The sequence below is a fragment of the uncultured Thermanaerothrix sp. genome (genome assembly GCF_938028735.1).
Taxonomy (GTDB): Bacteria; Chloroflexota; Anaerolineae; order Anaerolineales; family Anaerolineaceae; genus Thermanaerothrix.
The window spans coordinates 11,516-23,064 of record NZ_CALIMF010000023.1 but is presented as its reverse complement, the minus strand read 5'-3'; the positions used below and the strand labels follow the sequence as shown (position 1 = coordinate 23,064).

Annotated in this window: 7 protein-coding genes; 5 read left to right on the top strand and 2 right to left on the bottom strand. The window is 63.0% G+C overall.

Going from position 1 to position 11,549, the window contains the following annotated elements; translation table 11 throughout:
• Positions 1-17: 17 nt before the first annotated feature.
• Both Q0721_RS10770 and Q0721_RS10765 read right to left on the bottom strand, forming a co-directional pair.
• Positions 18-1,283 carry a cysteine desulfurase-like protein gene (locus tag Q0721_RS10770; RefSeq protein ID WP_299029626.1) on the bottom strand — a complete coding sequence of 422 codons (1,266 nt, stop codon included), beginning with the start codon at positions 1,281-1,283 and terminating at the stop codon, positions 18-20.
• A 17-nt stretch (positions 1,284-1,300) separates the two neighbouring features.
• Complete coding sequence (locus Q0721_RS10765; protein ID WP_299029623.1) at positions 1,301-2,656, bottom strand: FAD-binding oxidoreductase; 1,356 nt, start codon at positions 2,654-2,656, stop codon at positions 1,301-1,303.
• A gap of 239 nt (positions 2,657-2,895) precedes the next feature.
• On the opposite strand from Q0721_RS10765, the gene Q0721_RS10760 reads away from it, so the two are divergent.
• The 5 genes from Q0721_RS10760 to pfkA all read left to right on the top strand — a co-directional run bounded on the left by Q0721_RS10760 (position 2,896) and on the right by pfkA (position 11,339).
• The gene (locus Q0721_RS10760) at positions 2,896-3,258 is read left to right on the top strand and encodes a hypothetical protein (RefSeq protein WP_299029620.1); all 363 of its coding nucleotides are present in this window, start codon (positions 2,896-2,898) and stop codon (positions 3,256-3,258) included.
• An 82-nt stretch (positions 3,259-3,340) separates the two neighbouring features.
• On the top strand, positions 3,341-5,683 hold the full coding sequence (locus tag Q0721_RS10755; RefSeq protein ID WP_299029613.1) for an EAL domain-containing protein: 2,343 nt from the start codon (positions 3,341-3,343) through the stop codon (positions 5,681-5,683).
• Positions 5,680-6,165: a calcium-binding protein gene (locus Q0721_RS10750; RefSeq protein WP_299029607.1), complete on the top strand. Its 486-nt coding sequence runs from the start codon at positions 5,680-5,682 to the stop codon at positions 6,163-6,165. The genes Q0721_RS10755 and Q0721_RS10750 overlap by 4 nt, the downstream gene beginning before the upstream one ends.
• 121 nt (positions 6,166-6,286) lie before the next feature.
• Entirely contained in the window at positions 6,287-10,189 is a 3,903-nt protein-coding gene (locus tag Q0721_RS10745; protein ID WP_299029602.1) for a DNA polymerase III subunit alpha, read from the top strand.
• Between the two features lie 166 nt (positions 10,190-10,355).
• Complete coding sequence (pfkA, locus tag Q0721_RS10740; protein ID WP_299029599.1) at positions 10,356-11,339, top strand: 6-phosphofructokinase; 984 nt, start codon at positions 10,356-10,358, stop codon at positions 11,337-11,339.
• Positions 11,340-11,549 lie beyond the last annotated feature (210 nt).

Below are 11,549 nucleotides of genomic sequence, written 5' to 3'. Positions count from 1 at the left end.
GAACCTGAGCGCCGCGCTCAGGTAGTCTCGCGTTCTAGGTGGCGCAGGGCCTCGCCCAGGCGCTGTACCTCCTCAAGCGTGTTGTAGTGCACCGGGCCCACCCGCACCAGTCCGCCGCGCCCTTCCAGCCCCAGGCGCTCGGTCACGGCCAGGGCGTAGAAGTTGCCATCCCAGACGTAGATGCCGGCGCGATCCAGCGCTGCCGCTACCGCGCGCGGGTGCCACCCCGCCAGGGTGAAACTGACGGTTGGCACGCGTTCGGCCAGGCGGTTGCGGTCGCGCAGGCCATAGATCGTCACCCCTGGCGTGGCTTCCAACACATCCAGCAGAGCGCGGCTGAGGTCGAACTCGTAGGCCTGGATGGCCAACATTGCCTGCTTGAAGGTGCGCCGCCGTCCGCTATAGGCTGCCAGCGTGGGCGCATCCACCGCCGCGCCGTAGGTACGCCCGAGCCACTCCAAGTACTCCAGCGCCCCCAGCACCCCGGCGATGCCCTCGTGGTTTTGGGTGCCGGTCTCGAATTTACCCGGTGGTTCCTCGGGCGCCGGGCGCACTTTGTAGGCGCTCAGGGCCTGCAGGTGCTCATAGCGCCCGTACAGCACACCCACGTGCGGGCCGAAGAACTTATACGCCGAGCAGACTAGAAAATCGCACCCCAGCGCCTGCACGTCTATCGGGCCATGGGCGGCATACTGCACCGCATCCACGTACACCCACGCCCCGGCGGCATGTGCCAGCGCCACAATCGTTTGCACCGGGTTGATGGTGCCCAGCGCGTTGGAGGCATAACCCACCGCCACCAGGCGCGGCTTTTCTTCCAGTGCCCGCTCCAGATCCTCCAGATTAAGCGTGCCGTCCTCGGGATGAAAATCCACCCAGCGCACGCGACAGCCGCGATCCTGGGCGGCCAGCACCCACGGGGCGATGTTGGCATCGTGATCAAGGCGGGTGACCACAATAGTATCGCCGGGCTGCCAAGTGCGGGCAATCGCGCGGCTGAGGTGCAGAGTGAGCGTGGTCATGTTGGCGCCAAAGACGATCTCATCGGCTCGCGCCGCGTTGAGCCATTCGGCCACGGCTTGGCGTGCCCGATCCAGCACGGCATCCGATTCGCGGCTGGTGGCAAAGGCGCCGCCGTGGTTGGCGTTGTGCAGGGTGAGGTAATGCACCATACGGTCCAGCGCCATTTGGGTGATCTGGGTTCCACCGGGGTTGTCGAAATAGATCACCGGGCGGCGCAGAGCGGGGAAGTGGGTTCGAATCAAGTTAAGGTCGAGGGTCATCATGGCCTCCAGGGGGGTTATGAGGATAGGGATTGAGATTGCCCACGTTCGTTGGCCCAATCTTCCAGTTGGAGATAGGCGCGCAGGCCGGCGGCCAGGGCCATGCGCAGCGGCTCCGGCGGCCAAGGCAGGATGCGGCGGTTAACAAAGGGGCAGGTCTCCAACCAAGGGTTGGGGCGTTCTAGCACCAAATCTGCCAGCAGGTGGGCGTTGAGGTGGCTCATTGAGACGCCGTGCCCAATGCAACCTAGGCTATAGACGGCGCGGCGGTCGCCCAGGTAACCCAAGGCCGGGGTGAGATCCAGGGTGACCGAAAACGGCCCACCCCAGCGATGGCTGATGTGCACCCCGCGCAGGTGGGGGAAGAGGTAAGCCAGGTGCGCTTCCAGGTGGCGCCAGGCGGCCAGGCTCTGGTCGCCATCCAGGCGGTTGGCCCAGGTCAGCCCTACCGGGCCGCCACCAAGCACCAGGCGCCGGTCGGGGGTGAGACGGTAGTAGTGGATCAAATTGCGCGCATCCTCGATGCCTTCGAACCCCTGCCAGCCGATGGGGGCCAATTGCTCTGGGGTCAGGGGTTCGGTAGCAATCATGTAGGTGAAGGCGGGAATCTGGTGGCGGCGCAGGGATGGGAAGAAGTGAGAGTAGGCATTGGTGGCAAAGACCAGTTTTTCGCTCTCCACCTCGCCCTGCGGGGTGCGCAGGCGGAAGCGGGGGCGTGCGGTGATCTCTAGCACGGGTGAGTGTTCGTGCACGGCTACCCCTAAACGAAGAATGAGGTCGCGCTCGGCGCGCACCAGTTTGAGGGGATGGATGAGGAGCAGGCGTGGCTCCCACAGGGCGCCCAGGTAGCGCGGCGAATTCACCCGCTCTCGCACTGCGGCTGAATCCAGCCAGTAGATATCGTCAAAGCCCAGGCGATTCATGAGCGTCACCTCGTGCTGCAGGCGGCGCACGTAGGTCGGCGTGGTGGCCACGCGCAGAAAACCTGGGCGCAGGCGCTCGCAGGCGATGCTCTCGCGTTCGATAAAGGCATCCAGAGTGTCCACGGCCTCCATCATGTAGCGGTGGGCGGCGATGAAGCGTTTGCGGCCGAGCAAAGCCGGCATGACGCCAAAGCCCAACCCGACCACGGTCATCGCAAATGAACCGTTGCGTCCGCTGGCGCCGTAGCCGATGGCTTGAGCTTCCAGCACGACGATCTCCAAAGTGGGGTCGGTGCGCTTAAGTGCGTAGGCGGTCATCAAGCCGGTAAAGCCCCCACCGATGATGGCTACATCAGCGCGCACTCGCCCCTGGAGCGGGGGTTGGGGGGTGTAGGGGCCGGCGCTATCCAACCACAGCGAGCGTGGGAGGGGTGGGAAGGTGAGAGACATGAGCCACCTCAAACTAGGGGAAATGGAAAAATCCCCTATATTTTAGTCCTAATTGAGCCCCCTCGAGGGCCAAAGCGGCCGGTTGTGGCACAGATCACCATGCGGGTCATCGAGGGTTTTGCCTGGACGGGAACTTTACAATTGCCTTACAACTGGCGCCAGCCTAGTTGCAAATTTGGGTCAAAATTCCTTAAAATGTGGCTAATCCCGATCCCGATACCGAAAGGAGTTATTTGAGTATGAAACCTCGGTTGCGCTTATTGTATCCGCTCTTAATCGCTTTGGTGCTGGCGGCGGTGACCTTTGCCTATGCCGCGGCGAACACGGTGCCGGGCTCCTCGGCAGGGGATGGTAGCAACACCATCAGCGGCTATACCGTCAGCAATGTTCACTATGTGCTGGATAGCAGCAACCCGGCGCTGATCAGTGCCGTCGAGTTCACCCTGAGCGGGGCGAATCCGGCTCAGACGGTCAAGATTCAATTGACCTCAAACGGCTCGTGGTACTCCTGCACCCTCAGTGGCTCCACCTACTCGTGCAATGTGGGGGGTGGGGTGAGCGCCTACGACGCCGGTATTCTGCGCGTGGTAGCGGCGCAGTAACCTTCGAATCGGGTAAAATTGGGCGCAGGGCGCGCGGTCTGGAAACTGGACGCGCCCTGCGTTGCCTATTCGGAGGTGCCCAGTGCGATGGTGGTGGCGCGGTACGCGGGCGCGGGTGGCCGCGGGGATAAGTGCGTTGGTGGTGGTGTGGGTGCTGTTGGCCCCGCGCGCCTTTGGTGGGGGCGTGGATTACCTCATCCTCAGCGGCAACAGCATGGCGCCACGCTTTGTCCGCGGTGATCTGGTACTGGTGCGCCCGGCCCCGTTTTACCAAGTGGGCGATGTAGTGGCTTACCGCCACCCTGAGGTGGGCCCCGTCTTCCACCGCATCATCGCCCAGGAGGGCGAGCACTTCGTCTTACAGGGGGATCATAACACCTGGGTAGATGGCTACCGCCCCACCGCTGCCGAGATTTTGGGTAAACTATGGTGGCATGTGCCCGGGCTGGGCCGCGTGATTCTGGCTCTGCGCACCCCCGCGGCCCTGGCCGCCCTAAGCGGATTATTCGTTTTCTTGGTTGGAGCGACCCTGATGACCCCTTCCTCCGCATCGTCTTCTCGTGCACGTCTGCGCCGGCAGGCCCGCCGTGCCCTCACAGCCCTTAGCAGTGGCGTGGCGGCCCACGCCGAGGGCTACCTGATCGGGCTTTACCTCCTGGGCTTCCTGGCGCTGATCCTGGGCGCGTTTGCCTTCACCCGCCCACTTACGCTGCAGGCCTCGGAAGCCATCCCTTACACCCAGCAGGGCGCGTTTGCCTATACGGCTCCCCTGCGCGCCAGTGGGGTCTATGACGCTGATCACGTGCCCAGCGGCGGCGCCATCTTCCCGCACCTTTCCTGTACGGTGACCCTTACCTTTGCGTACCGCCTGGAAAGCGCGGTGCCGTTTGAGGGGGGTGGCAGTTACCGCCTGCAGGCCGAAGTGGCCGCACCCAACGGGTGGATGCGCGTCTTCCCGTTGCAGGATGAAGGGCGTTTCAACGGCAATGCTTTCCAAACCCAGGCCGATCTGAACGTGTGCTTGCTCGAAGACCTGCTGCGCCAGACCGAGGCCATCACCGGGGTGCAGCCCTTCCAATATACACTGGCGCTGACCCCCAACGTGCGGGTGCTGGGCGCACTGGGCGGTCAACCGTTACAAGCCACCTTTGCGCCCGCGCTGACTTTTACCGTAGAAAGACAGCAGATCTACCTGCGCCGTGAGGGCGGGAGCGAACAAGATCCATTAGCGCCACGCCGCGAGGGCCAAGTCACGCGCCCGGTGAGCCTTCCTAACACCCTGCCCATCTTTGGGCTGGCGCTCCCGGTGGGGTTGGCGCGCGGGATCGCCGCCGCCGGGCTGGGGCTGACCTTGTTTGGCCTGCTCCTCCTCTACGGGGTGGAGGCCTGGACAACGCGCCAGGCGCCGCCGCTGGCGGCCCGCCTGCGTGCTGGGGGGCAGGTGGTGGAGATTGACCGCCCGCTGACGCTGGTACATCCGGCACGGATGGTGCGGGTAAAGCAGCATGCCGATCTGCTGCGCCTGGCCGAGAAGACGGCACAGCCCCTGTTCCTCTACGCCGATGCGGCCTACCTGGAATACTACTTGCGCGCCGATGAAACGCTTTACGTATACCGTGAAGTGCCGCTCACCGCTCTCACCGCGGCTGAAGTGCAGCACGCTTTGGAGGAAGGTCAGTTTGTGCTTTACTACCAACCCGGGATTGCGCTGGAAGACGGGCGGATCACCCATTTAGAAGCCCTGCTGCGCTGGCGTCACCCCGCCCGCGGCCTGCTCACTGCGGCGGCCTTCTGGCCGCAGATCGAAGCGACCGGGTCGGCGGCAGACGTGGATCGCTGGGTGTTGGATCAGGTGGGGGCTCATCTGCGCACTTGGGAGGGTGCCGGCAGCCCGCCGTATCCCGTGGCGGTCAACCTGGCGCTGGCAACCTTGCAGACCCCGGGCTGGGCCGAGGCCGTCCACCAGCAGGTGCTTGCCGCCGGTCTTTCCCCTTCGCGCCTGATTTTCGAAATCCCGCCCGATGCGCCGCTGGAAGATCCCGGCGTGGCGCACACCCTGCGCACCTTGCACGAAGCCGGCTTTGGCATCGCGCTCAACGCCGTCAGTGATGTGGAAGTGCCAGCCTGGCAGGCTCTGCCAGGGGTGGAAGTGGTCAAACTGGGTTACCCTGCTCTGCAGCGCCTGGCCAGCACCGCCAACGCTGCCGAGGCGCTTGGACGCTGGATTGCTGCGGCGCACCAGGCGCACACGCACGTAGCGGTGGTGGGGGTGGAAACGCTTCAGCAGTTGCGCCTCTTCCGCGCCCAGGCGTGCGATCGCGCCCAGGGGTATCTGATCAGCCCGCCCCTGGCCGCCGAGGATGTGCCGCTCTTCCTGGCGCGGCGCGAATCCTTGCTCGATCCACTCTGGCTGGAGGTGAGATGAACACCCTGCGGCGTAGATGGCGTTGGCTCCCCTTCTTGATGCTGGCGTTGCTGGTGCTGGCTGGCATCGGCGCTGCCTCCGCCGCCGCCAATGTTGTCCCGGTGACCTGGTTGGGGGCCACCAACCTGCCCATCACCCCCAATGACCTTAAGCCCGCCGCGTGTGCTGCGCTGAACCTGACCAACTTGGTGGTGAACAGCGGCACGTTCAACGGCACTAATAGTAACGATCTGATTTTGGGCGGTCCAGGGGCGGATACGATAGATGGTCGTCAGGGCGGGGATTGCATCCTGGGCGGGGGTGGTAACGATGTCATCCGCGGGTTTGTCGGCAATGATGTTTTGCTGGGTGGGCCAGGGGATGATGTCCTCTACGGCGATCAGGGGAACGATATCCTCATTGGTGGCGACGGCTACGATATTTGCTACGGCGGGGGTGGTGCGGATACGTTTGATCCCTCGTGTGAAGTGCAGTATCCATAAACACCTCATCTTAAAATCCCTTATTTTTTAAGCCCCCCGTGGGTAAGGCAATGATGCCCCCATGCTATAATCGTTAGCGTCCCCGCGTTCATTTCCCTCATTGCCTTTCCCAGGGGTAGGTATGTCATTCGTCCACCTGCATGTTCACACCCAATATTCCCTGCTCGATGGGTTTAGCGATGTCAAAAAACTCGTCCAGCGAGTTAAGGAATTGGGCATGCCTGCCGTGGCGATCACTGATCACGGCGCCATGTACGGTGTAATTGATTTTTTCAACGCCGCGCAGGCCGCCGGGGTCAAGCCGATCATCGGGCTGGAAGCCTACCTGGCCCCGCGGCGCATGCAGGACCGCGACCCCAAGATTGACCGTGCCGCCTATCACCTGCTCCTGCTGGCCGAGAACGAGACCGGCTACCGCAATCTGCTGCGCATTGCCTCGGCGGCGCAACTGGAGGGGTTCTACCAGTACCCGCGTATTGACCGCGAGTTCCTGGCGGCCCACGCCGAGGGGTTGATCGCCACCTCGGGCTGCCTGGCCGCCGAGGTGCCCCAAACTCTGCTCAAACTCGGCCCCGAGGCCGCCCAGCGCGTCCTAGATTGGTACTTTGAGGTCTTTGGGCGCGACCGTTTCTTCATTGAACTGCAGCACCACAACATTGAGGAACTGCACACTGTCAACCGCGCTTTGCTCGAATTGCGCCAGCGCTACCAGGCGCACCTGATTGCCACCAACGACGTCCACTACATCAACCCCGAGGACTGGCGTCTGCAGGATATCTTGCTGGCCATCCAAACCGGCGCCCTGCTCAGCGATCCCAATCGCTTCCGCATGACCGATCCAACCTACTACCTGCGCACGGCGGAGGAGATGGCGGCGCTGTTCCACGAGGTGCCTGAGGCGCTCCAAAACACGTTGTGGATCGCCGAGCGCGCCAACGTGGACCTTTCGCCCAAGGGCTACCATCTACCGGTCTTTGAGGTGCCGGCAGGCTACGATACGCAAACTTATCTGCGCAACCTGTGCGAAGAGGGGCTGCAGCGGCGTTATGGCCCACGCGCTCACGACCCGGTAGTGCGCGAGCGCCTGGAATACGAACTCCAGGTTATTCACGAGATGGGGTTCGATGCCTACTTCCTCATCGTGTGGGACCTGTGCCGCTACGCGCGCAGTCAGGGCATCTGGTACAACGCGCGTGGCTCGGCGGCAGGTTCAATGGTGGCGTACGTCCTGGATATTACCAACGTTGAGCCGCTGGAGCATGGCCTGATCTTCGAGCGTTTTCTCAACCCCGGGCGTATTTCCATGCCCGATATTGACCTGGATTTTCAGGACGACCGCCGCAATGAAATGCTGGCCTACTGCGCACGCCGTTACGGCGATGATCGCGTGGCGCAGATCATTACGTTTGGCACCCTGGGTGCCCGCGCGGCTATCCGCGATGTGGGGCGGGTGATGGACATCCCCCTCAGCGAGGTGGACCGCGTCTCCAAACTGATTCCCAACATCCCCGGCAAGCCGATCTCGATCCCGGAGGCGTTGGAGCAATCGCCCGAACTTAAAGCCCTCTACGACGAGGTACCCTATCTCAAAGAACTGATTGACACCGCCGCGCAGATGGAGGGTTCCCTCCGCAACGCCGGCACCCACGCCGCCGGGGTAATCATCACCGACCGCCCGGCCATCGAGTACGTGCCGCTACACCGTCCCACCGGTGGCGATGAGGATAACCCCATCAAGACGGTCACCCAGTTTGAAATGGCGGTACTCGAGTCGCTGGGCCTGCTGAAAGTGGATTTCCTGGGGCTGGCCACACTGACCATCATGCAGCGTGCCTGCCGTCTGATCGAACAGCGTCACGGCGTGCATCTGGACCTGAGCAATATCCCCACCGACGATCCTGCCACCTACGCGTTTTTGAGCGAAGGGCATACGGCGGGCGTCTTCCAGTTGGAAGGTGCGGGGATGACGCGCTACCTGATGCAGATGCGCCCCAAGACCCTCGCCCATGTCATCGCGATGGTGGCGCTTTACCGCCCTGGCCCGCTTGAATTCATCCCTGCCTATATCCGCCGCATGCACGGTGAAGAAGCGGTGACCTACCGTCACCCGGCCATGCGGCCGATTTTTGAGGAGACCTACGGCATCCCAATCTACCAGGAACAGATCATGCGCGCGGCGGTGGAATTGGCGGGGTATGCGCTTTCTGAGGCGGATGACCTGCGCAAGGTCATTGCTAAGAAGCAGAAGGACAAACTGGAAAAGCATCGCGAGAAGTTCGTCCGGGGAGCTGTGGCACGGGGCATGGACGAGGCCACGGCCCAGGCCATCTTCGCCGATTGGGAGGAATTTGCCCGCTACGGGTTCAACAAGGCCCACGCGGCCGATTACGGCATCATTGCCGTGCAAACGGCCTACCTGAAAGCCCACTACCCGGTGGAGTACATGACCGCGCTACTCTCGGCTTCGATGAACGACAGTGAGAAAGTGGCGTTTTACGTGGCCGACTGCCGTAGCATGGGGATCGAAGTACTGCCACCGGACGTGAATTACAGCGATTACGATTTCACTATTGAAGATCGCCCCGATGGCAAGGTGGCCATTCGCTTTGGGCTGGGCGCGGTCAAGAATGTCGGGCAGGGCCCGGTGGCGCTGATTCTGGCGGGGCGGCGCGCGGGCGGTCCCTTCCGCGACCTGAACGACTTTGCCCGCCGTGTGGACTTGCACCAGGTGGGGCGGCGTGCCCTGGAATGCCTGGTGCGGGTGGGGGCGCTGGATGGGTTAGGCCCGCGCAAGGCAATCCTAGAAGTGCTCGACCGCCTGATTGCGCTCAGCCACAGTCACTTCCGCGCCCTGGCCAGCGGGCAACTCTCGTTCTTTGGCACTGTGCAGGGGGTGGAGGAACCGGTAACCCTGCCGACGGTGAACAACATCAACCCGCGTGAGTACCTGGAGTGGGAGCGTGAGCTGCTGGGGCTATATGTTTCCTCGCACCCCCTGATGCCCTACCTGGAACGCCTGCGCCGCGAGGTGACCCACTTCTCCACCGATTTGCCCAATGGAGCTCACCACCAGAAGGTACGTGTGGCCGGCCTGATCAGCCAATGGCGCACTTATCAAGCCAAGAGTGGCAAGCCAATGGGGTTTGTCACTTTGGAAGATCTGCAGGGCACCATTGAACTGGTGCTCTTCCCCAAAGTCTGGGAGCAGTACCGTGGGCTGTTGGTGCGCGATCAGGTGGTGTTGGTCAGCGGAACGCTGGATCTGAGCAAAGATGAACCGGTGGTGCTGGTGGACACGCTGGCGGTGCTCTTGCCTGAGGCGGTGGAGGATCGGCCGTCCGATTTGTCCCTACCGGCATCGCCTGTCATCGCCGAGGTGACACTGGAGGATGAGGCGGAGCTGGTGGCGGCGCCACCGCCCAACCTGCGCGAGAAGCGAGCGCCTTACACCATCCCCCCCCCACCGCCGGAGCCGGACGACTGGCATCTGCTCCCGCCGGTGGGCGAGGAGGGAGAAAGCGAGGTAGAGTCCCTTTTTGCCGATGATGCGTTGCCCAAGGCCCTGCTGGAGGTGCGCGCCGGCCACGCGCCAGAAGATTCGATGGACGACTTGCTCCTGCCCACTCCTGGTGCCAATGGACTCCCTCGTCCCGCCGGTGAGGCGCCGCCTACCCCCTTTGAGCCGCCCCCGCCACCCTGGATGGGAGAGGTGGACTACCTGCTGCCACCAGCGCCGCGGGCCGCCGATGGTAGCACCCTGCCGGTGGACCTGCGTATGATCACGCTGGTCTTCCGCTCCAGCGGTGATAAAGGGCGCGATGTGCGTCGCATCCGGCACGCCTATTATCTGCTGCGCTCCTCGCCTGGGCGGGATCGTTTCGCCTTCTGGGTTTTTGAGGGTGGTGCGCGCTATCTGCTGGAATTTCCGAACGAAAGCACCGGCATCACGCCGGAACTGCTCCAGAGCCTAGTGCGCTTGGTAGGGCAGAATAATGTCTTCATGGAGACCATCCGCGTGCAGTGAGCGGATTGATGTTGGCTCCGGTGGTGGGGAGTCGTAGCGGCGCGGCGTGTCCGTCCCCCGCGCGCGGGGAGCGCTTGAGCGCACACCCCCTTCCATCCCGACAGGGAGTCGGGTACAATCCAGGTCAATCCACAGCACGCTCATGGAGCCACTCAGGGAGAAGAGTATGGATGCAACGCCAAAGATCCGCACACTGGCGGTGATGACCGCCGGAGGGGATGCGCCGGGCATGAATCCCTGCATTCGGGCCGTGGTGCGTACGGCCTTGCATTACGAAATGAAAGTCTTGGGGGTGGTGGGAGGATTTGACGGGCTGATTCGCGGCAACTTCACCCCGCTGGGGGCGCGCGATGTGGGCGGCATTCTCCAGCGCGGTGGCACCATTTTGCAAACTGCGCGCAGCAAGGCCTTCCTGGAGCCGTTTGCGCAGCAGGAGGCGCTGCGCCAGCTCAACGCTGCTGGGGTAGATGCCCTGGTCGTCATCGGTGGTGGGGGGAGTCAGCGTGGGGCATTAGCGTTGCACCAGCGCGGGGTGCCGGTGGTGGGCATCCCCGCCAGCATTGATAACGACATTTACGGCACCGATATCTGCATTGGGGTGGATACCGCCCTTAACACAATTGTGGACGCGATTGACAAACTGCGCGATACGGCCTCTTCACACAACCGGGCTTTCTTAGTCGAGACGATGGGGCACGAATCGGGCTACTTGGCCTTGCAGGCCGGCATCATCAGCGGGGCCGAATTGGTGCTTATCCCCGAGATTGAAACCTCGGTGGAGGCGGTGGCGCAGGCCATTCAAGATGCCTACCGCCGCGGCAAGACCCATGCCATCATCGTGGCGGCAGAGGGGGCGCGTCCCTCGGTGACGCAACTGGCCAGCCAGATTGATGAGATGGAGGTGGGCTTTACCATGCGGGTGACCATCCTGGGGCACATCCAGCGGGGTGGCAAGCCCAGCGCCTTTGACCGCCTGCTGGCTTCGCGCCTGGGAACCAAGGCGGTGGAGTTCCTGCGCGAGGGGCGGCACGGGGTAATGGTGGGGCTGAGCGGCCGTGAGGTGGTGGCGGTTGATCTGGCCGAGGTCAGCAGCCGTAAACGCGAACTGCCCCTAGAGTACTATCAAATGGCGGTGACGCTGGCGCGCTAGCCCCCGTAGCCGGCTAAGGCTAAGGGGGAGTGTAGCGCTTGACCCAGGGCTTTCGTCGTTCCCGCGCGCAACCTGACCCCTGAACGCGGGTTTATGCCCAATAAAGAAGGGTCGGTGGGTGTCAGTTGTATTCTTCCTCTGCGTAGCCTAGGTTGCACTGAAGTGGGCAAGAATGGCAAGGAGGATGATGGGTCAATAACCTTCTGAACC

What these genes read in the sequence shown, in the direction of transcription:
- Q0721_RS10770 (WP_299029626.1), bottom strand. Translation starts at nt 1,283, where the DNA reads ATGACCCTCGACCTTAACTTGATTCGAACCCACTTCCCCGCTCTGCGC.
- Q0721_RS10765 (WP_299029623.1), bottom strand. Translation starts at nt 2,656, where the DNA reads ATGTCTCTCACCTTCCCACCCCTCCCACGCTCGCTGTGGTTGGATAGC.
- Q0721_RS10760 (WP_299029620.1), top strand. Translation starts at nt 2,896, where the DNA reads ATGAAACCTCGGTTGCGCTTATTGTATCCGCTCTTAATCGCTTTGGTG.
- Q0721_RS10750 (WP_299029607.1), top strand. Translation starts at nt 5,680, where the DNA reads ATGAACACCCTGCGGCGTAGATGGCGTTGGCTCCCCTTCTTGATGCTG.
- Q0721_RS10745 (WP_299029602.1), top strand. Translation starts at nt 6,287, where the DNA reads ATGTCATTCGTCCACCTGCATGTTCACACCCAATATTCCCTGCTCGAT.
- pfkA (WP_299029599.1), top strand. Translation starts at nt 10,356, where the DNA reads ATGGATGCAACGCCAAAGATCCGCACACTGGCGGTGATGACCGCCGGA.